This is a genomic window from Actinoplanes sandaracinus, from assembly GCF_030009775.1.
Taxonomy (GTDB): Bacteria; Actinomycetota; Actinomycetes; order Mycobacteriales; family Micromonosporaceae; genus Actinoplanes; species Actinoplanes sandaracinus.
The window spans coordinates 36,128-57,384 of sequence record NZ_JASCTH010000046.1 but is presented as its reverse complement, the minus strand read 5'-3'; the positions used below and the strand labels follow the sequence as shown (position 1 = coordinate 57,384).

General features: G+C 71.2%; 16 protein-coding genes. 9 read left to right on the top strand and 7 right to left on the bottom strand.

From position 1 onward, the window contains the following. The first annotated feature begins 221 nt into the window (after positions 1 to 221). From QLQ12_RS43680 to QLQ12_RS43670, 3 genes are all read left to right on the top strand, one after another. Positions 222 to 662, top strand: coding sequence for a deaminase (locus tag QLQ12_RS43680; protein ID WP_282766972.1), 441 nt, complete (start codon positions 222 to 224; stop codon positions 660 to 662). A 359-nt stretch (positions 663 to 1,021) separates the two neighbouring features. Next, a complete protein-coding gene (locus tag QLQ12_RS43675; protein WP_282766971.1) occupies positions 1,022 to 1,297 on the top strand; it encodes a hypothetical protein in 276 nt (91 codons plus the stop codon). 81 nt (positions 1,298 to 1,378) lie between these two features. Further along, entirely contained in the window at positions 1,379 to 2,926 is a 1,548-nt protein-coding gene (locus tag QLQ12_RS43670) for a hypothetical protein (protein ID WP_282766970.1), read from the top strand. Positions 2,927 to 3,644: 718 nt separating this feature from the next. Here QLQ12_RS43670 and QLQ12_RS43665 read toward each other — a convergent pair. Beyond that, a complete protein-coding gene (locus QLQ12_RS43665; protein ID WP_282766969.1) occupies positions 3,645 to 4,547 on the bottom strand; it encodes a S1C family serine protease in 903 nt (300 codons plus the stop codon). An 853-nt stretch (positions 4,548 to 5,400) separates the two neighbouring features. Between QLQ12_RS43665 and QLQ12_RS43660 the strand changes: the two genes are divergently transcribed. The 3 genes from QLQ12_RS43660 (at position 5,401) to QLQ12_RS43645 (ending at position 8,562) form a co-directional block, all read left to right on the top strand. After that, positions 5,401 to 6,039 (top strand): DUF732 domain-containing protein, encoded by a 639-nt coding sequence (locus QLQ12_RS43660; RefSeq protein ID WP_282766968.1) that lies wholly within the window; start codon positions 5,401 to 5,403, stop codon positions 6,037 to 6,039. Between the two features lie 1,234 nt (positions 6,040 to 7,273). Next, positions 7,274 to 7,555, top strand: a complete 282-nt coding sequence (locus QLQ12_RS43650; protein WP_282766967.1) for a peptidoglycan-binding domain-containing protein — start codon at positions 7,274 to 7,276, stop codon at positions 7,553 to 7,555. Between the two features lie 302 nt (positions 7,556 to 7,857). After that, complete coding sequence (locus QLQ12_RS43645; protein WP_282766966.1) at positions 7,858 to 8,562, top strand: TIGR03089 family protein; 705 nt, start codon at positions 7,858 to 7,860, stop codon at positions 8,560 to 8,562. A 42-nt stretch (positions 8,563 to 8,604) separates the two neighbouring features. Here QLQ12_RS43645 and QLQ12_RS43640 read toward each other — a convergent pair whose 3' ends face one another. Then, entirely contained in the window at positions 8,605 to 9,360 is a 756-nt protein-coding gene (locus tag QLQ12_RS43640) for a hypothetical protein (protein WP_282766965.1), read from the bottom strand. Positions 9,361 to 9,478: 118 nt separating this feature from the next. Then, a complete protein-coding gene (locus QLQ12_RS43635) occupies positions 9,479 to 9,997 on the bottom strand; it encodes a GNAT family N-acetyltransferase (protein ID WP_282766964.1) in 519 nt (172 codons plus the stop codon). 291 nt (positions 9,998 to 10,288) lie between these two features. Between QLQ12_RS43635 and QLQ12_RS43630 the strand changes: the two genes are divergently transcribed. Then, positions 10,289 to 12,268 (top strand): LysM peptidoglycan-binding domain-containing protein, encoded by a 1,980-nt coding sequence (locus tag QLQ12_RS43630; protein WP_282766963.1) that lies wholly within the window; start codon positions 10,289 to 10,291, stop codon positions 12,266 to 12,268. A gap of 45 nt (positions 12,269 to 12,313) precedes the next feature. On the opposite strand, the gene QLQ12_RS43625 is transcribed toward QLQ12_RS43630, so the two are convergent. The 3 genes from QLQ12_RS43625 to iolB are packed head-to-tail and all read right to left on the bottom strand — an operon-like array spanning position 12,314 to position 16,583. After that, entirely contained in the window at positions 12,314 to 13,807 is a 1,494-nt protein-coding gene (locus QLQ12_RS43625) for a CoA-acylating methylmalonate-semialdehyde dehydrogenase (RefSeq protein ID WP_282766962.1), read from the bottom strand. A 2-nt stretch (positions 13,808 to 13,809) separates the two neighbouring features. Further along, positions 13,810 to 15,693, bottom strand: coding sequence for a 3D-(3,5/4)-trihydroxycyclohexane-1,2-dione acylhydrolase (decyclizing) (iolD, locus tag QLQ12_RS43620; protein ID WP_282766961.1), 1,884 nt, complete (start codon positions 15,691 to 15,693; stop codon positions 13,810 to 13,812). Next, positions 15,690 to 16,583 carry a 5-deoxy-glucuronate isomerase gene (iolB, locus tag QLQ12_RS43615; protein ID WP_282766960.1) on the bottom strand — a complete coding sequence of 298 codons (894 nt, stop codon included), beginning with the start codon at positions 16,581 to 16,583 and terminating at the stop codon, positions 15,690 to 15,692. The genes iolD and iolB overlap by 4 nt, the downstream gene beginning before the upstream one ends. A gap of 194 nt (positions 16,584 to 16,777) precedes the next feature. On the opposite strand from iolB, the gene QLQ12_RS43610 reads away from it, so the two are divergent. After that, entirely contained in the window at positions 16,778 to 17,542 is a 765-nt protein-coding gene (locus QLQ12_RS43610; RefSeq protein ID WP_282766959.1) for a dioxygenase family protein, read from the top strand. A gap of 50 nt (positions 17,543 to 17,592) precedes the next feature. Beyond that, complete coding sequence (locus QLQ12_RS43605) at positions 17,593 to 18,600, top strand: TerC family protein (protein WP_282766958.1); 1,008 nt, start codon at positions 17,593 to 17,595, stop codon at positions 18,598 to 18,600. A gap of 333 nt (positions 18,601 to 18,933) precedes the next feature. Here QLQ12_RS43605 and QLQ12_RS43600 read toward each other — a convergent pair whose 3' ends face one another. Next, positions 18,934 to 21,087 (bottom strand): amino acid permease, encoded by a 2,154-nt coding sequence (locus QLQ12_RS43600; RefSeq protein WP_282766957.1) that lies wholly within the window; start codon positions 21,085 to 21,087, stop codon positions 18,934 to 18,936. Positions 21,088 to 21,257 lie beyond the last annotated feature (170 nt).

Genomic DNA, 21,257 nt, shown 5'->3' with positions numbered 1-21,257 from the left:
GCGCCGCAGTGCCGGTGCCCCCGGCGACTTCATCGCCGCTCTGCCCGTCAACGTCTTCATCCACCCTGCCGGCCGGCCCATCAACACCCCCATACCCCGAGTGTTGCGACGACCGGTTGAACTCACCCAACATGAGGTCCACGGGCCGGCGGCCGTCCGGCCCGGCGATAGGGTGCTGGACGGACCGGGGGACGGCCCGCGGCCGCACGACGGGGAGCAACATGGACGACCATCGGTGGATGAGCCGCGCGATCGAGTTGGCGACCCGCTGCCCGGCGTCCCCGTCCGCGTTCTCGGTGGGCGCGGTCATCGTCGACAACGCCGGCACCGAGCTGGCGACCGGGTGGTCCCGCGACTCCGACCCGCAGGTCCACGCCGAGGAGTCGGCCCTGCTGCGTGTCGGCAGCGACGCGGACCTGCGGAGCGCGACCATGTACAGCACCCTCGAACCCTGCTCCAAACGCGCCAGCCGCCCACACGCCACCTGCACCGGGCTGATCATCGCCGCCGGCATTCCCCGGGTGGTCATCGCCTGGCGCGAACCCGACCTCTTCGTCACCTGCGAGGGCGTCGCCCTGCTCATCGCCGCCGGGATCGAGGTGGTCGAGCTGCCCGAGTTCGCCGCGGCGGCCCGGAGAGCCAACACCCATCTATCTTTCTAGCCGTACGGGGAAGGCCGCCCCCCACCGCAGACCCGGCCGCTCCGCGCCTGTCGCCGGCGACCATCGCGGCGCCTCACGGCCCCGGCGCCTCTTTCGGGCTGAGGCGGGCCCTCACCGGTGACCACCCTCCCCGCCCGGAACCGGCGCAGCGGTCCGGACCGTGGGATCCGTCGCCCCGGAGGCGGCGCGACGGCCTTGGTGCGGTGGAGTGCACTGTGGCCGTACGACGAAAAAATGGGTAGCCGGAAGCTGAACGCCTCGCCGGACCGACGCGTACTCACTGTTACCAGACTCACCGCCGGGATCGGCTCGGTTCGGATAACCCGGTTCGGCTAACTCGGTTCTCCTAGGAGGAGATCATGACGGTCCAGGAACTGCACCCCCGGGAAGCGCGGCACCACTCCGGTGCGATCGTGCGCAGCCGGCGGTTCGCCTCGCAGTTCGAGGTGGACGGACACGTGCTGGCGCTCGGCGTGGAACCCGGTGTGCGGGGCGGCCTCTACTACCTACCGTCCACTCCCACCTGGGACGACGGCACTCCGGTGCCGCGTGACATCGCCGCCGGGATGCAGACCGTGATCGAGGAGGTCGAGCGGTTCTGGGGCCACTGGCCGGAGTTCCGCGCGGTCCTCTGAATTCTGCTCAGTCCGCCTCCCCGCGGATCACTGGCGGTTACTGACGGTGATTTGTCAGGGGGGCCGTCTAGCCTGGCGAGCATGAGGAAAGAGCTCCGGGCCGGAGACGTCGCGGTCGCGCCACTGCCGGGTGGCGGGTTCGGCGCCTGCCAGGTCTCCGGCATCACCGACGAGGCCGTAACGGTGCACGCGCTGGACTGGTTCTCACCGGAGCCACCCGATCTCGATGATCTTCGCGACGCCGGGCCGGTGCCGCTGGCCTATCGCGGCCTGGTGGATCGGCTCGCCCAGATCTCGGTCTTCCGCAGCAACAGTCCGATGCCGCCCGACTTCGACTGGATCGGCAACCTCCCGGTGCCGCCGGGCGTTCCCGACCACGTCAACGCCTATTCGGGCTGGGCGTCACCGTTCGGCGACATGGCGCGGCAACGGCACTGGGACGAGCGTGTGCCGGCCGAGACGAAGGCGGCCTTCCGCGCTGCCCGGGAGTCTGAGTCGGTCACCGCCGATCTCGGCGCCGGGCCGGTCACCCTGCCGACGTCCACCAGCAGTCTCCACCTGACATCCGGCACGATCCCGGTGCCGGCGACCGGCCCGGTCGACTGGACGATCCTCGATCTGCTGCCACGCTGCGCCCAGGTCCTCTGGGCCGGGCCCGACCGGGGCCTCACCGAGGCCCTCACCCGGCATCCGCTGGTCACCGACCTGCACTGGTCCGACGCGCCCCCGGTCGTCGACCTGCGCGCCACCGAGGTGCGGAGCCTGCGCGTCGCCGGCGACAGTCTGCGCGAGATCCGGCTGCCGTCCGCGGCGCATCGCCTCTCCCTCGGCGCGGCCCGGGAACGGGTCACGGTCCGGGCGGCGGACGACGGCCGCTGGCTCGACCTCGAGCTCTACCAGGTCACCCCGTCGACACGGGCGCCCAGCGGCCTGACCCAGGTGCGGTCGGTGTCGCTCACCGGCGACGGCGTGCTCTCCGCGGCCACGCTGGCCGGGTTCGCGGCGGCGCACACGCTGGAACTGCGATGGACAGCGCCACCCGGGCGGCTCGACGACCCTTCGCTGCTGCTCCACGTGCCGTCGCTGCAGCTCGTCGAGATGTTCGAGGCCTATGGGGTTGACGCCGACATCACGTCCAGCCTGCCGGCGCTGCGGCACCTCTCGATCTACGGTCTGCGCGGCTCGGTGGCTCGTGAGTTGCGGGCGCGGTTGCGGCGTACCGATGTGGAGCTGTCTCTGCGCGGCGCCAAGACGGACAGTTGGCTGGCCGCCAATCTGGACAACCCGTTCCGCGACTGGGCCGACGACGACACCCGCGCCGGTGCGGCCGCCTGCAAGGCTTACGCCACCGCGCTGCGCGCCATCGACAAACTCGCCGCCGCTGCTCCCGCCGCCGTCGCTCCTGCCTCGGCCGCTGACGCCGCTGCCGCTGCCGACGCTGTCGTCTCCGGTGCCGAGGCGATCCTGCGGGAGCTGATCGACAAGTTGCACGCCATCGACGAGAAGTATGAGTTCATCGACACCATCCGCCGTGAGGAGGCGGGCGACGCCTTCGCGGAGCTCGCCGCCCGTGCCCGAGTCCCATCCGACTTGGCCGCCGACTGGTTCGACGAGTGGCGCGATTTCTGACCGCTCGCCCAGCACACTCCGCCCCCCTTCGGTCCGGGGTCTCGGCCTCGCGCAGTCAGGGGTCTCGGTCCCGAGCGCGCCCCTGACGAGCCACGGCCACAGGCCAGGCCACGAGCCCCGGTCGCATAGCCCGGCCCCGCCGCATAGCCCCCGTCGCCGCCGCATAGCCCGGCCCCGGCTCCGGCCACGCCGACCTGCGATGCGGCAACCGTGGAACGCTACGCGGCGGTGCCACGCACCGCACCGCACCGCACCGCAGCGGTGCGAGGCGGTGCGCCGCCGTAAGGCAGGCGGTGCCCACGGCGGTGGCGGGAAGCTTCAGTGCGACGGCACGGGCGGTGCCACTGCGCGATGCGGTGCGACGAATGCGGTGCGGCGATTGGGGCGTTGCGCGGGCGGCTCGGCCCGGCGCGATGCGGCCGCGGCGCGGCGCGCCGATGCGGGAGTTCGACACAGGCGGGCGGTGCGACGATGCGGTGCCGCTACGCGATGCGGCGGCGCGATGCGGTGCCGCGGCGCGATGCGGTGCGGCGGCGCGATGCGGTGCGGTGCGGTGCCCGTGCGCGGCCTGGCACGATGCGGCGGCGTGGCGCGGCGCGATGTGCCCGATGCGGGAGTGCGACGCAGGTGGGCGGTGCGGCGATGCGATGCGGCGGCGATGCGGCGCGGCGCGCTGGGGGTGGCTGTGCGGGCACGGCGCGGCGGGGCGGCTGTGTGGTCAGAGTCGGGCCTGGAGTTGGCTGACGACGCTGCTAACCGTGCCGGCCGGGATGGCGAAGCCCAGGCCGACGCTGCCGCTGCTGTCGCCGGTCGTGGCGATCGCGACATTGATGCCGACCAGCCGCCCGGACGTGTCGACGAGCGCGCCGCCGGAGTTGCCCTGGTTGATCGCGGCGTCGGTCTGGAGCAAGCCGGTGAGCCGCTCGCTGCCGGTGTCCATGCTGCGGTCCAGCGCGGAGACGATGCCCGAGGTGACGGTTCCCTCCAGACCGAGTGGCGCGCCGAAGGCCAGCACCGTGTCGCCGACCGCCACGCTGTCGTCGGTGGCGAACGTGACCGGCGTGAGCCCGGACAGCCCGCTGGTCTGCACGAGCGCAAGATCATGGCCGGGGTCCGTGGCGACCACCTGTGCGGGCACAGTCTGTCCGCTGGACAGCCGCACGCTGACCGTGCCGTCCGCAGCGATGACATGGTTGTTCGTCAGGATCAGCCCGTTCGCGCCGAGCACCACTCCGGATCCGAGTGATGACGACTGGGCACTGTCGACCAGCACGGTCACGACGCCGGGCTGCACCTTCGCCACGATCGGCGCCAGGTCGGGCACCTCAGTGATCGTCTCGGTGGCTGCCGCCTGCGCGGGCCGCGAGTTCAGGTAGTTCTCGGTCAGGAACGCCCCGGTGCTCCCCCCGCCGGCGATCAGCACCAGGACAGCCGCCCCACCGGCGAGCCGCCGCTTCCATCGGGGGTCATGCGGAGCCTCGAACATGACCGGCGGAATCTGCGTCGGCGGCGTGCCGAAGCCCGCACCCGGCTCCTGCTCGCGGCTCCACCCGTGGGCGGGCTCATAACCCTGCCCGTAGTTCTGGTCGTTCGTGGCGGGGCGTGTCATCAGGTCGGTCATGTCATCGAGGTTGCGCGCGTTTCATGTTTCGCAGCGGTGAGCCGTCTGTGACTTCGCTGTGCGCGCCGGTCACCCGTCCGGGTGGCATCGGCGCGGCAACAGACGCACCCGCCGGCGGCGTCTAGGGTCGGCCGGGTGCTCCTCCCCCGCCTGTCCCTGGACACCCCCGCAACACCACTCCCCGCTCCGCACTTCCCCCGCGCGCACCCCGCCGGCGTTACACCCCTGACCCTCAGGACGACGCCCGAACGCACGGCGGCCCCGACGGTGACCGACACCATTCCCGTAACCGCCCCAACGGTGACCGACAACATTCTCGTAGCCGCCGCACACACCACCGCCCGCCCCACGGCGATCGCCCCTGCGCCCGCTGCAGCCCCACTGACAACCGCCCACCGCACAGCCACCGACCGTGCGCTCGACACAGCCCGACACACCACCGCCCGCCCGGCAGAGACCGACCCGCCTCCCGGCGCGACCGACCGCCCGTTTTCCCCGACAGTGCCGCATGGGGTAACCCGGACGATCACCTGTCCGGCGTCGCGGACTGTTGCCAGGTTCGACGCGGAAATCGGCCGACCGCGACCCACCGTGGAACGGCGGCCGTTCGGCCCGACGATCAGCGAGCCGACGGTGGCGCTGCGGGCGGGGCGACCCGCCAAGCTGTGGGAAACACGGTGATCACGTCGGTTGGCCGGCCTCTGCAGGGCGCGACAGACGAAGTCGCCGAACGATCCGCAGATGCGCAGTGACCAGCGTCGGCCGACACGTGCACGAATCGATGAACAAGGCCAAGCGACGGCACAGGCGCGGGGCAATGGACACGGCCGCCCGCCGACTCCCGGGAGGTTCGATGAGCAGCGTGGACCGAGAACGTGCGCACGACACGGCGAACAACCCGGCACAAGCCGCCCGCGTGGTGCTGGACACCGCTGCCCGACAGGTTCGGGGAGACCTCATGAACAACGCGGACCGACGCTCCGCGCGTGGTTCGGTGGGCAAGGCCGGACTGGCGGTGGCGGCGCTGCTGGTCGCGGCGGGTTGTGCGAGCCGGCCGCCTGCGCCGGAGTGGAGAGATCCCCCGGCGTCCGCGGCGGCGGCTGATGGCATCACCGCTACGGCGCTGGCCGATGCGGCATCCGCGCCGGTCGGCGACAGCAGCGGCGCGCTCACGGCCGGGACGGCCGGTGCGGCATCGGACGGCGATGTCGGCCCACCGTCGAGGCCGGACCCGCTGTCCATGCGGACTGCGCCGCCGGACGCGGCGGCGATGGCGGCCCGGTTCCTGCAGGTGGTGCACGGGCAACTGCCCGAGGTGGCGGTGGACCGCCGCAACGAGGAGATCACCGAGTTGGGCGGCCAGGCGTGCGCCTCGCTCGCCGCGGGCCGGGGCCGCGGCGCGGCGGCCATTGAACTGACCGGCTACGGTCTTGCGGCCGACGACGCCCGCCGACTGGTCGCCCTGGCCCGGTCCACCATCTGCCAAAGGTGACGCGACCTGGCCACGCCGCGGACCGTCCCGGCAGGCCCGCGGCCCGGCCTTGTGTCACGAACGAGGCCTCGTGCCACCAACGAGAAGAGCCGAGGGTGATCGCCCCCGCGGAGCAAGCCCCAGGACGCCAGCCCTCTGCGGAACAAGCCTCAGCACCCCGCAGAACAACCTCCTGCGTGACAGCGCTCAACAGGACAAGCGCCACCTTGGCGGCGCACCGCGGAATGAGATTTCAGGGTGACAGCCCACAGCGGAGCAGAACCTCAGAAATGCTGATGGCGGAGGGTATCGGCCGCCTCGGGTTGAAGGCGCCGTGGGCCGCGCCCACCCCGGGTCCAGTGAGATCCGGAACGCGATCTGCGCCTGCAGGAGTTGCCCTACCGATCGCTGCAGGTCGGGCGAGGCGGCGGTGCTCTACGTCGACGAGTGGACCACCGGCATCACCGACGTGACACCGCTGGTGGGTGAGATCCACGCGCGATAGGACAGGTTCGGGCCGCACGCGGACGCGGCACCGAGCCGGCCGGGCGGCGTCACGGATCGACAAGCTCCGCGCGCCGCCGACCGGCACAAGTCTGCGCGCCCGCCGACCGGCGTAGCCCCGGCTGGACCGGGTGGCGGCCCGCCGCACGCCCTCCTGTCATTCACCCGGCACGCTCCTCCAGCCGCCCGGGTGCGACCGTCGATCATGGGGCCGCCTCAGCGGTACTCCCCGCGCAATTCGCTGACTGCCCGCGCGATCCTCGGACCGATCGCACACCCCCGCTGACCACCCGGATCGCGGAGATACGTCAGGGCTGGAGGAAGGATTGATGGCGGATGGGGTGTCCTCGGGGTGCCTCCGTGCGTTATCAGCGCGGTAGACCACTGCGATCAGCCGACGCTCATGGGCGGCGCGAACCCGGCATCAAGGGACTGATCGTCGAGGGACCGGTCGTCGAATGACCCGTCGCCGACGGTCGGGCAGCACAGGCGGATCGGGCGGCACGGGCGTGAGCCCGCCGGCGATGGCCCGAGCGACGGCCCCGAGCGAGCCGCCCGGGCTGGGCCAACGGTCCGCCGGCCGCGGTCCGCCCGAGCCGCTGCCGGCGCGCCGTGACCGGCCGCCGGTGAGCGCGTCCCGGCGGGTCGGCCGAAAGTCGCAGTGGCGCACAGGGATTGGAGACGGTGGGCAGATGTTCGGCACAGTTCCCGCCGAGATGCTGGGTTCACCACAACAGATCGGGAGGTCACGATGTCCGCACGAGGGATGCTCAACCTGGTCGGCAACGCTGTCGGTGGATTGATCGGCTGGTCGGAGCCGGTTCCGCCGGCGGCCCCGGAGGCGTTGCGGGAGCTGTTCGCGGATCTCGGGGTCAGGGTCGGGCCCGACGGCGCGGAACTGACCGAGACGGTCCGCTACTTCCAGACTCGCGCCGGCCTGGCGGCTGACGGCGAAGCCGGGCCGCGCACGGTTCACCTCCTGGCGAGGTACGCGGCGGAGGCTCGCGAACTCAGCCACATCCGGGCGGCCTGACGGCTCGGCGACGGTCCCCACACCGGAACCCTTCCGAGGCATCAGACCGCGACACCACCGGCCCCCTCCCGCCCGCATGCCGACGAGCGTGCGCATGCCGACGAACGCCCGGATGCCGACGAACGCCCGCATGCCACCGAGCGTGTGCATCCCGACGAACGCCCGCATGCCCCGAGCCCGCGCCGCACCGCCCGAATCGGGCACACCGCGGGACGGCGCCTGCCGGAGGAGGAGTGGGCAGTGGCAACACACCGGAAGAGTGATTTTCCGGCGGTGCGAGCGTCGCTAGGGTAGGGAGCGCGATGAGCGATCAATTGATCACCTTCTACGACGACGCCACCGGGGAGCGGACGGGTCTCACCGCCGCGGAGTTCGGTCACTGGGTGGCGGCGACCGCCGACCTGCTCACCCGCGAGTGTGGGCTGCGGCACGGGAGCCGCGCGGGCGTGCTGCTGCCGCCACACTGGCAGACGGCGGCGGTGCTGCTCGGAGCCTGGGCGGCGGGGATAGCGGTGTCGTTCCGGGGCTGGGGCGCCGCGGGCCTGTCACCAGAGACCGGCCCCGCTCTGGATGTGACGTTCGTGGAGCGGCGGCGGGTCGGCAGTTGGCTCGAAGACGTACCGCCGGCTCCGCATCAGTTCGTCCTGGGTTTGGCGCCGGGTGGCGGGCCGACTCCGGACGTACCACGGGGCTATCGGGATTTTCCGCCCGCGGCCCGCGCCCATCTGGGCGCACCTCCGCCGCCGGACGGGGTCAAGGTGGGCTCGGCGGCGACGGTCGACGGCACCACCTTCGGCGAGTACGGCGCAGCGGCGGCCGATGTCGCCGCGGCGCGTGGGATCGAACCCGGGGAGCGGATCCTGGTCGACACCACCGCCTGCGAGGAGCCGTTGATCTGGCTGTTGGCGCCGCTCACCGCGGGGGCCTCGATCGTGCTCTGCGCGAACCTGGACCAGGCCCGCCTCGATGACCGGATCGCCACCGAAGGTGTCACCAGACTGCTCTGAGGAGGGCGGCCCGCAGGACCGGGCCGGCAGTGGATCCGCTGGTCAGGCCCCGGCCGGCGGGGTGAACGTGTCGCAGTCGTCGCCTTCGGCCAGGGCGGGCCGCAGGCCGTTGCACAGCCGTAGCGAGGGAAGGGCGCCGGCACTCCACGGCAGACGGGTCGCCTCGACGCGGAAGGTCGCCGTGCCGGATTTGCACAGGGTGCCGATCGTGTACCACTCGATGCCGTCGGCGGGACCGTTGGTGGTCAGTTGCAGAACCCCGCAGCGGGTGCGTTCGGTGACTTCGAGGGTGAGGGAGAGCTGCGCCGCGGGCTTCAGCAGGCGGCCTTTCGCGGTCCGGTTCTCCCGGACCGGTCCGATGCCGGCGGGCGACTTGCCGGGCTGGGCCTGCGCCGGCTGCCCGACTCCCGACGTGGCGAGTCCCGGTTTGGTCGTGCCCGGCACGGGCTTGGCCGACGGGGCGGGTCCCGGCACGGACTTGGCCGGGGCGACCTTGGCCGGGACAGACTTCGCCGGGGCTGGGTTCGCCGGCGCGGGCTTGCCCTGTGCCGGCTGGGCCGTCGCCAGCCGGTAGGAGCCGACGGCGGTCGCTCCGGGGACGCTCAGCCGGAACGGCAGGACGGTGGCCGCCACGGGCAGCGCGCGGGTCGCCGGAACACGCACCGCGGCCGGGGACGCCGTGGCCGTGGCCGGAGCTGTCGGCGTGAGAGCACCCTCAGCGCCGGCCGAGGCCGGCAACGCGATCAGAGCGACTGCGGTGGTGATGCCACTGAGGACACGAAAGGCCTGTGATCTCATCGCCTTCTCCTGTTGCCGTCCGGATGCCTTGTCGACGTCCGGACGGCCTGTCGGCGTCCGGATGATCGGACTCATCCTGACGGCGCCCTCACCCCATCAACCGCTAATAAGCGGCGAATCAGGCAATTTCACTCGTTAAGGGCCGCCGCATGCACACGCGCGGCCACCGGTCCAGGCCGGCGGCGCCCTCGTGCTCCCGCAGAGCCCGCAGCTCCGGCGTGATCGCGTTCTCGTCGAGAACGACGAAACCGCACCGCCGGTAGTACGGCGCGTTCCACGGGACCTCGGCGAAGGTGGTGAGGGTCAGCGCCGCCGCCCCGATCTCCATCGCGAAGGCGGCCGCATGCTCGATGAGTGACCGCCCGATCCCCCGATGCCCATACCGTGGATCGACGGAGACCTGCTCGATGTGGACGTTCCCATCGACTAGGTCCACGATCAGATAGGCGGCCACCACGTCCCCGGCCACCGCGACCCAGGCCCGGCCCGCCTCGGCATAGCCGGCGAGGACCTCGATCGACAGCGGCTCGTCGTCGGCCACCTCCGGCATCCCGATGTCCCGGAACGCTCGGCCGGCCACACGCTCGATCTCCTGAAGCCGGGCCAGATCGCTCGGCCGCGCTGTTCTGATTAACACCGGCCGATTGTCCACCATCGTCCGTCGGCCGCGGTCGCGGTCACCGGGGGGTGACGGATCAGGAGCTCGGATCCGTACGAGAGGCCCCTCTCTTGAGGGATCGTCTTCGTCACCCGCCCTTGGCACCATTTGCCAACAACAGCGTCGGCCGGTGTCACCAACTTGTCTTCACTGTGGACGGCCGCTGCCTAGGGTGGCCGCTTAGAGATACCGACCGATTCAACGGCGGATCGAGCCTGCAACGCGGAGCGGACCCGCCGTCTCGCCACCACAGTTGCGAAGGAATTCACCATGCCTCGTCTCGGACACGGCCGATCCATCTCCGACGAAGACCTCGATAAGGCGAAGAAGGAGCTGGCCGAGTTCGCCGCACGCTCCCCGCTGGCGTTCGCCCTGGCCCCACCGGCGCCCACGCATCCCTTCGATCTGCTCTTCCCAACATTGCAGGACGACGAGGCGAACCTGCTGCCACGGTTACCGGACACGCCGGCGAAGCTGAAGCGGCTCGGCCAGGCGATGATCGACAGCGAGAACCGCGGGGACGACAGCCCGATCCCGGCCGCCTACACCTATCTCGGCCAGTTCATCGACCACGACATCACCTTGGAGATCGACAACAGGGAGCAGGGTCTCGGCTCCGGCGACATGACGGTGCTCCTCGACGCGGGCATGACTCCGCTCCCGCTGGAACAGATCCGCAAGGTGCTGCGCAATCAGCGCTCCGCCACCCTGGACCTGGACAGCCTCTACGGGCCGCCGGCGCCGCGCGACCCGGACAACCAGGACCGGATGCTGATCGGCAAGGTCCACGAGCTCAGACTGCTGAACCCGCCGAACCCGAACGGGCCGCCGCTGGCCCGGCCGCGGGGCAAGGGCGACGACAACGACCTGCCCCGCGAGGGGCGCAACATCGACCCCCGGCTGGACCGGGCGGCCCTGATCGGCGACCCCCGCAACGACGAGAACACCATCATCTCGCAGTTGCACGTGGCGTTCCTGAAGGCGCACAACGCGCTGATCGACCAGGGCCTGCCGTTCCGTGAGGCGCGGCGCGTCCTGCGCCAGCACTACCAGCACATCGTGGTGCACGACTTCCTCAAACGGGTCGCGGACCCGGCGATCGTGGACGACATCGTCGTGAACGGCAACAAGTGGTTCAACCCGTACGCCGAGCCGTTCTTCATGCCGATCGAATTCGCCGTCGCCGCCTACCGGTTCGGGCACTCGATGGTGCGCAGCCTCTACAACTTCAACTCGAACTTCCGGATCGACAGCGATCCGCCCGGGAGCCTGGACCTGCTCTTCGTGTTCACGGCGCTGAGCGGCCAGCTCGGCGAGGACATCGGCCTGGGACCGGCCGAGTCCCTGCCCGAGAACTGGATCATCGAGTGGGAGAACATCGTCGGCTCGGGTGACGGTGTCATGCGGACCCGCAAGATCGACACGAACCTCGCCGCGCTCGACGGCGGGGCGCTGTTCCGGCTCAAGGACGAGAAGGGCACACCACTGGCGCCCGCCGACGCCGGCCGGCTGGCGGTGCGCAACCTGCTGCGTGGCTACCGCCTGCGGCTGCCCACCGGCCAGGCGGTCGCCGACCTGCTCGGCGTGCAGACGCTCAGCAAGGACCAGATCCGCCAGGCGGCCGGGTCCGACGCCCAGCGTGCCGTCCTGGACGAGAGCGGGTTCCTGACCCGCACCCCGCTCTGGTACTACGTCCTGGCGGAGGCCGAGGCTCTGCACGACGGCGCTCACCTGGGACCGGTCGGCAGCACCATCGTCGCCGAGGTGCTGGTCGGGCTGGTCCGCCGCAGCGAGGACTCGATCCTCAAGCAGCCGGGGTGGCAGCCTTCCCTTCCGGCCGAGAGGCACGGCGAGTTCGAACTGGCCGACCTGCTGCGCCTGGCGAAGGTGCTGCCCGGAGGTCAGGCGCCGCGCACGTACACGGTGCGGCGCGGTGACAGCCTCGCCAAGATCGCTCGCGAGCGGCTCGGCAACGAGGCCCGCTGGCCGGAGATCTTCGTCCTGAACCGGGCCACCCTCCAGAATCCCAGCCGGATCTTCCCCGGGCAGGTGCTCTTCCTGCCGCCGGCCCAGCCGACCGGGCCGATTCCGAAGCTCTACACGGTCAAGGCCGGCGACTCGCTGTCGAGGATCGCCCGCGAGCAGCTCGGCGACGAGAGCCGGTGGCGGGACATCCTCCATCTGAACCGGGACGTCATCACCGACCCGGACCGGATCTTCCCCGGCCAGGTCCTGGTGCTGCCCCAGTAGAGAGAGCTCCGGCGGCGGGCAGCACGACGAGGTGCTGCCCGCCGGTCACCGGGCGGTCGGGAAGTGCAGGGACGCCGCCGAGTCCGACGAGACGGCCGGCCATCGCTGGGTGACGACCTTGGCGCGGGTGTAGAAGGCGACGCCGTCGGGACCGTAGATCGGGCTCTGCCCGAACAGCGAGTCCTTCCAGCCACCGAACGAGTAGTAGGCCATCGGCACCGGAATCGGCACGTTGACGCCGATCATGCCGACGTGCACGCCGCGCTGGAACCGGCGGGCCGCCGCACCGCTGTCGGTGAAGACGGCGGCGCCGTTGCCGTACGGATTGCCGTTCACCAGTTCGATCGCGGTATCCACGTCGGAGGCCCGCACGATCGAGAGCACCGGCCCGAAGATCTCCTCGGTGTAGACGTCCATCTCCCGGCGCACGTGGTCGAGCACCGTCGGTCCCACGAAGAAGCCGTCCTCGTACCCCGGGATCTTGAGCCCCCGGCCGTCGGCCGCGACCGTCGCGCCCTGCCGCTCCCCCGCGGTGATCAGGTTTTCGATCCGTTCCTTGGCCGCCGCGGTGATCACCGGCCCCATCTCGCTGGCGGGATCGCGGCCCGGCCCGACCCGGATCTGCCCGGCGCGGGCGGCGACGGCCTCGACGAGCCGGTCGGACGGTCCGACGACGACCGCCGCGGAGATCGCCATGCACCGCTCGCCGGCGGAGCCGAAAGCGGACGCCGCCAGGTGTTCGGCGACGAACGAGGGGTCGGCGTCGGGCAGGACCACGGCATGGTTCTTGGCCCCGCCGAGGGCCTGCACCCGCTTGCCCATGACCGTGGCCCGCTGGTGGATGTAGCGAGCGATCGGCGTCGAACCGACGAACGACACCGCGGCGACGCCCGGGTGATCGAGAATCGCGTCGACCGCGACCTTGTCGCCGTGCACGACGTTGAAGACGCCGTCGGGCAGGCCCGCCTCCTGCCAGAGCCGGGCGACGAACCCGGCCGACGACGGGTCCCGTTCGCTGGGCTTGAGCACGAACGTGTTGCCGCAGGCGATGGCGATCGGGTGCATCCACATCGGCACCATGGCCGGGAAGTTGAACGGGGTGATCCCGGCGACCACACCGAGCGGCTCGCGGAAGCCGAACACGTCGACGCCGGCCGACGCCTGGTCCGAGTAGGAGCCTTTGAGCAGCTGCGGGATCCCGCACGCGAACTCGATCACCTCGAGCCCGCGCTGCACCTCGCCGGCGGCGTCGGAGAGCACCTTGCCGTGCTCGTCCGAGACGATCTCCGCGAGCTGCTGAGCGGAGGCGTTGACCAGCTCGCGGAAGGCGAACAGGACTGTGGCGCGCTGGCTGAGCGAGGCCTGGCTCCATCGGGCGAACGCCGCGGCGGCGGCTCGCACCGCGGCGTCGACGTCCTGCGGCGACGCCAGCAGGACGTCGTGCTGCCGGCGTCCGGTGGCCGGCTGGAAGACCGGCGCGCGGCGGGTGGAGACGCCGCGGGTGCCGGCGCCGTCGATCCAGTGCTCGATGGTGGCCATGGTCAGAGCCCTCCCGGTCGCAGGTGGTGGCGCTGGTCGCGTTTGCCGGCGAGATGGTCGGCGCGTGCGTCGCGGGCGCTGTGCAGGGTGGCGACCTCGGCGACCGGCATCTCCCACCAGGACTCCGACGCGGGCGCCGACGGCTCCGGGTCGGTCTCGATGTGCAGCACGGTGATCCGGTCCGCGTCGCGCGCGTGCTTGATGCCTTCGACCAGGTCGGCGATGCTCCGGCAGCGGACCACCGCGGCGCCGAGGCTCTCCGCGTTGCCGGCCAGGTCGACCGGCAGGCGTGCGCCGTCGTAGTCGCCGCTGCGCGGATTCCGGTACCGGTACGCGGTGCCGAACCGCTGGGAGCCGACCTGCTCGGAGAGAGCGCCGATCGAGGCGGGGCCGTGGTTCTCCAGGATGATCACGATCAGTTTCACGCCGTCGGCGACCGCGGTGACGATCTCCTGCGCCATCATGAGGTAGGAGCCGTCGCCGACCAGCGCGAACACCTCACGGCCGGGCTCGGCGAGTTTGACGCCCAGGGCTCCGGCGATCTCGAAACCCATGCACGAGTAGCCGTGCTCGACGTGGTACTGCTTCGGATCGCGGGCGCGCCACAACCGCTGCAGGTCGCCGGGCAGGCTTCCGGCCGACTGCACCACCACGTCGCGTGCTCCGCACGCTTCGTTCACCACCCCGATCACCTCGGCCTGGGTGGGCAGGTCCCGGTTACCGCCTCTGCCCCGGTACGCGTGAGCGACAGCCGCCTGCCACGCCGCCACATCGTCGCGGAAATCTCCGGCGAACCGGCGCCCGTGCAGGGCCGGCAGCAGCGCGTTCAGCCCCGCGCGGGCATCACCGGTCAGCGGCAGCGCGGCCAGCTTGCCGGCGTCGAGACCGGCCACGTTCAGGTTGACGAAACGCACGTCCGGGCGCTGGAACGCGGTCATCGACCCGGTGGTGACGTCGGTCCAGCGGGTGCCGACCCCGATCACCACGTCGGCGTTGCGGGCCAGCCGGTTGGCGACCGGGCTGCCGGTCGCGCCGAGGCCACCGACCGCGTTCGGGTGATCCCAGTTCAGAGCGCCCTTGCCGGCCTGGGTGTCGGCGACCGGGATGCCGGTCTCGCGGGCGAACCGGTCCAGGGCGGCCGACGCCTCCGAGTAGATCACCCCGCCACCGGCGACGATCAACGGGCGCTGGGCACCGCGGATCACGGCGGCGGCCCGTTCCATCGCGAGCGGATCGGGGCTCTGGCGGGGCACGTGCCAGACCCGCCGGACGAACAACTCGTCCGGGTAGTCGTACGCCTCCGTCTGAAGATCTTGAGGCAGGCAGAGGGTGACCGCGCCGGCCTCCGCCGGGTCAGTCAGCACCCGCATCGCGCTGAGCAGCGCCGAAGGCAGCTGCTCAGGCCGTGAGATCCGGTCGAAGAACCGCGACAGCGGCCGGAAGGCGTCGTTGACGGAGACGTCGCCGGCGCGCGGGTCCTCAAGGTGCTGGAACACCGGCGCGGCGGCGCGGGACACGAAGACATCCGACGGCAGCAGCAGGACCGGCAGCCGACTGGTGGTCGCCAGGGCCGCGCCGGTCAGCATGTTGGTGGCGCCCGGTCCGACCGAACAGGTGCAGGCCATCGCCGACAGCCGGTTGCGCATCCGGGCGTACCCGACGGCGGTGTGCACCATCGCCTGCTCGTTGCGGGCCTGCCGGAACGGCATGTCCGGTGTGCCGGTGCGCTGGGCCTGCAGCAGCGCCTGACCGATCCCGGCCACATTGCCGTGACCGATCACGCCGAGGAACCCGGCGACCGCCCGCTGTTCGACGCCGTCGCGTTCGGTCCACTGGTTCGCCAGGAACCGCACGACGGCCTGTCCGACGGTGAGCCGCTGCTTCACAGTCGTCTTCTCTCTCTGACCGAGGTCAACGGCAGCCGGGCGTCCATCCGCTCGGCCGCCCAGCGGCCACGCACCCACCCGTGTGCCGGATCGTCGCGCGCCTGCCACCGCCGTTCACCCGGGCCGGCCATCACGTTCAGGTAGTAGAGGTCGTAGCCGGGCGCCGCCATCGACGGCCCGTGCCAGCCGTACGGGATCAGCACGACGTCACCGCTGCGCACCTCGGCGCACACGTCGATGGGGCGGTCCGGGTGGCCGTACACCCGCTGGTAGCCGCAGCCGTGGCCGCCGGCCGGGGAGGGCGCCACCTCGAAGTAGCAGATCTCCTCCAGACTGCTCTCGCCGTCGCACTGCTCGTCGTGCTTGTGCGGCGGGTACGCCGACCAGTTCCCGCCCGGCGTCAGCACCTCGCGGGCGATCAGCCGGTCGGTCTCGAACGAGTCCGGGGTGCAGAAGTTGTTGACCTGGCGGCTGGCCTGCCCGGCGCCGCGCAGTTCGATGGGGACGTCCTCGGCGGCGCCGTACCGGAACGGCAGGATCCGGTCGGCGCGCGCCGCCGGCAGGGCGAACCGTCCGCCGTTCGGGGCCCGCAGCGTGACCGAGGTGTCGCGCGGCAGGTAGGCGAAGTCGGTGACCCGGGAGAAGACCGAGCGGCGGCCGGTCAGGGTGAGCCGCTCGTCGTCGCAGGCCACGTCGCAGCCGCCGATCAGGGGCAGCACCAGGACCTCGTCACCGCCGGTGCGGAACCGGACCCGGCCGCCGACCGGGAGCTGCACCACCCGCAGGCCGCTGTACTCCCAGCCGGCGGTCTCCGGGGAGACGATGACGTCGAACGGCCGGACCGCGGAGCTGCCCCGAGGGACCAGGGGGTTGACCCGTGCTTCGGTCATGGCCGCACCCCTCCGCCATTGGTCACCCAGCCCGCCGTTGCCACCTGGCGGTAACCGACCGGCGACGCTGGGTTCGGGTCTGGTTTCGATGTAATTACGGGACATCGTCGGCGTCAATACCGGGTTTAGTTGCACTCGCAAGTAAACCCGCGTACCGTGAGCCGTAATTACTTGAAGCTTCAACGGAGGTCACCATGCGGATGCCCGCCCTCTTCCTCAGTCACGGCGCTCCGCCCCTGGTCGACGACCCCACCTGGGTGGCCCAGTTGCAGGAGCTCGCCGCCGGCCTGCCGCGACCGAAAGCGATCCTCGTCGCCTCAGCGCACTGGGAGTCCGCCCCGCTGATGCTCGGCGCCACCGAGACCGTCCCGCTGACCTACGACTTCGGCGGCTTCGCGCAGCGCTACTACCAGGTGCGGTACCGCGCACCCGGCGCACCGGCGCTCGCCGCACAGGTGGAGGCGCTGATGCCGGACCACCAGACCGTGGCCCGCACCACTCGGGGCCTCGATCACGGGGCCTATGTGCCGCTGACCGTGATGTACCCGGACGCCGACATCCCCGTCCTGCAGATGTCGCTGCCCACCCTCGAACCCGACGCGTTGCTCGACCTGGGCCGCCGGCTCGCCCCGCTGCGCGACGACGGCGTGCTCGTCATCGGGTCCGGATTCACCACCCACGGCCTGCCGTTCCTGCGCGACTGGCGCCCCGAGGCGGAGGCGCCGGGCTGGTCACGCGAGTTCGACGCGTGGACGGCCGAGACCCTGGCCCGCGGCGCCGTCGACGAGCTGGCCGACTTCCGCCAGCGCGCGCCCGGCATGCCGTACGCCCACCCGACCATCGAGCACTTCGCCCCGATGTTCCTCACCCTGGGCGCCTCCGAGGACCCCGGCCAGGCTCCGGCACAGCCGATCGACGGCTTCTGGATGGGCCTGGCGAAGCGCTCTTTCCAGGTCTGATGGAGTTGTTTCTCAGCCTGCTTGCAGGATCTTTGGAGATCCTGTGAAGCATGCTTGAGGTCTCCGCGCTCGGGTGGATCGTGACCATCGGAGTCATCGTCGCCCTGCTCGCCCTCGATTTGACTCTCGGGGTGCTCCGTCCACACGTCGTCGGCTTCCGGGAAGCCGCCGGCTGGTCAATCTTCTACATCGCGGTCGCCATCGTGTTCGGCGTCGTCTTCGCGAGCATCTACGGCTGGGGATTCGGTACCGAGTACTTCGCCGGCTACATCGTCGAGAAAAGCCTGTCCGTCGACAACCTCTTCGTCTTCGTGATCATCATGGCGACGTTCGCCGTGCCCGAAAAGTATCAGCAGGAGGTGCTCACCTTCGGCATCATCATCGCGCTGGTGCTGCGGGTCATCTTCATCGCGGTCGGCGCCGCCCTGCTCAGCGCGTTCTCGTTCATGTTCCTGATCTTCGGCCTGATCCTGCTCTTCACCGCCGTTCAACTCTTCCGGCACCGTGACGAGGACCCGGACGTCGGGGAGAACGCTCTGGTCAAGGCCGCCCGCCGCTTCCTGCCGGTCACCGACGACTACGTCGACGGCAAAATGGTCACCCGGGTCGACGGCAAGCGCATGTTCACCCCACTGTTCCTCGTGCTGCTCGCGATCGGCGGCACCGACCTGCTGTTCGCCCTCGACTCCATCCCCGCGGTGTTCGGCGTGACCGAATCGGCCTACATCGTCTTTGTCGCCAACGCCTTCGCCCTGCTCGGCCTGCGCGCCCTGTTCTTCCTGGTCAAGGGCCTGCTCGACCGCCTGGTCTACCTGTCCACGGGCCTGTCGATCATCCTGGCCTTCATCGGTGTCAAGCTGGTCCTGCACTGGGCCCACAAGGACATCAACGAGTCGGTGCCCGAGGTCAGCACGCCCGTCTCCCTCGGCGTGATCATCGGCATCCTGGTCATCACCACGGTCGCCAGCCTGATCAAGTCGAAGCGCGATCCGTCGCTCAAGGCCCACGCGGGTAGCCTCCGCGCCAACCCCACCGACCAACAGCACGTCCAGCACTGACCGGGTGGGGGGCCGCTTCCGGCGGTCCCCCACACCCTCCTTCTCCACCCTTTCCGGTACGAGGACACGCGCCGACCAGAGCCACCCATGCTCGTCCGTTCGCGCCGCGGACCTTCGTGGGCTCGGCGCCCCGTGTTCCCCAGCCGTCCCGCAGCCGCGCTTTCCTGGCCGCCCCGCAGCCGCGCTCTCCTGGCCGTCCCGCAGCCACGTTTCCCGGCTGCCCCGCAGCCGCTCCCCAGCCGTCCCGCGTCCGCGTTTCCCCGGCCGTCCGGCGCTCCGGGCTTTCTCAGTCTTCCGATACTCCGGGCGTTCTTCGCCGGCCGGCGCCTCGGGTCAACGCTGGTCGTCCGGCGCCTCGGCTTCGGTGGCCGGCGTGGCATCCGAGGGCTGCGGACCGCGCGGACGAGGCGCCGGCCGCCGGTTGCCCGGTGGGCGCGGCCCCGCCGGAGTCGCCGGACCGCCCGCGGCCGGGTCATCGTCAGCGGCCTGCCGCGCGTGCGGCACGCGCGGCGCGGCGCCGGAAGCGCCGTTCTCCACCGTCGCACCCGAGGCCTCGCCCGCAACGGTGTTCTGCCCGCCGCCGGCCGGAGTCCCCGGCCGTCTGCTGCCCTGCCTGGTGGAGGTTCGTTTGCGTGGGGACGGTGGCCGGCGAGTCGGTCCGACGCCGGCGGCTGGGGTGTCGGCCTTCTTCTCTCCACCGGTTTCCGGCGTCTTCTCGTCACCGGCTTGCGGCGTCTCGATCACACCCGGACCGGATGTCGCCGGCTCGCTGCCCTGCTCGGCGGCCGGGGCCGGGTCGGCGGCTTCGGCATCGTTGCTGGTGCGGGCGTTGCCGTCCGGTGCAGCGGCATCGACGGGCCGGGGCTCGCCGCTAGATTCGGCCTCGCCGGCTCGCGCGGTCCTCTCCACGGCCGCCGGCCTCTCCACGGTCGCTGACTTCTCCGCGGTCGCTGACTTCTCCACGGTCGCTGACTTCTCCGCGGTCTCCGGCACGGACACCGCCGTCGCCGGTGACGCCACTGTCGCCGGCGCCGTGGCCGAATTCTCGTCGTCGATGACCGGAGCGCTTTCGCCCGGCGCCAGAGGCGGACGACCGGTGCCGATCACCGCGTACACCTCGGGGCGGTCGCGCCGCAGCCGGCGCCCCCAGACGATCCCGGTGACCAGGACCAGCAGGAACAGCAGGATCGGCGACCAGATCTTCGCCACGTTGTCGGTGTCCAGCAGTTCGCCGAAGAAGGCGATGGTGACCAGTAGCACGAGCGACAGGAAGACCGTGGCGATCCACGGCGCGATCGACCGCCGCCAGAGGGTCTCCCCGTGGGGACCGTGACGGAAGAACCTGACCACCGCGACGGCCGCGATCGTCATCAGGACGAGCACGCCCAGCCCGCCGGAGACCGTACCGAAGAAGAAGAGGTCGGTCGTCGGGTTCCACACCGCCGCGGCGAAGATCAGCAACACGACCAGGGCGAGCGCGGACTGCGCGGTCGAAGCTGCCACCGGCACGCCGGCCCGGGTGCGCGCCAGCGCCGGGGGCAGCACCCCTTCGCGGGCGACGGTCAGCGCGTACCGGGCGACGGTGTGATGGAAGGCGAGCATCGCGGCGAAGAGGCTGGTGGCGAAGAAGATCCGGCCGAGGTCGAGAACGACATCGGCCAGGTAGGGCTCGGGGAGGAAGAAGAACAGGTCGTCGAGGTGGTCCCCGGCGACGGCCACGATGTTGTCGGGGCCGGCGACGACCGACATGGCCCACGCGGTGCCCCCGTAGAGGACGGCCGCGACCAGCAGAGTGAAACCGATGGCACGGGCGATCGTGCGGCGAGGGTCGCGGGCCTCGGCCGCGTACACCAGCGGGGCCTCGAAGCCGACCATCCCGGCGATCGCGGCGACCAGCAGAGAAACCCCGCCCGCGGTGGCCAGCAGGCCGGGATTGAGTGTGTCGAACGAGACCGATCCGCCGTAGGGGTTACCGACCATGACGGCGTCGAAAATCAGGACGATGACCAGTTCGGCGCAGACGAGCACGGTGAGGATGCGCGCGTTGAGGTCGATGTCGAGCCGTCCGAGCAGCCCGATCACGGCCCAGCCGGCCAGCGCGCAGATGATCCAGGAGATCTCGATCCCGAAGATCGCGAGCGCGCTGTGCGCGGCGACGCCGAAGGCGCCGTAGAGACCGATCTGCATCGCGTTGTACGCCAGCAGCGCCACGAACGCGGTTCCGACACCGACCGGGCGCGAGATGCCGATCGAGGCGTACGCGTAGAAGGCGCCGCTGTTGGGCACGTGCCGGGCCATCGCGGCCAGCCCCACCGCGAAAACGCCCAGAACGGCGGCGACCAGCATGTACGCCACCGGAATGCCCTTTTCCTGCACCTGCCCGTAGCCCAGCGGCAGAGCCCCGGCAACGACGGTGAGCGGAGTCATGGCGGAGACCGCGATGACGAAGATCGGCCACGTGCCGAGCTTGCGCTCCGGCTGCGACATGGCGCCTCCCGTGTCGAATCGACGATGAATCGATGACCGCCCTCCATCATGGCCTGCACGACGACCTAGCGATATAGAGAGTTGTCGATCTTGGCGAGTTGCGCCGCCCCGGCCGCCCGGAACCACCTGATCGTTCCCGCCGTTCACCCTTTCCGTGGTCGCCCTCACGT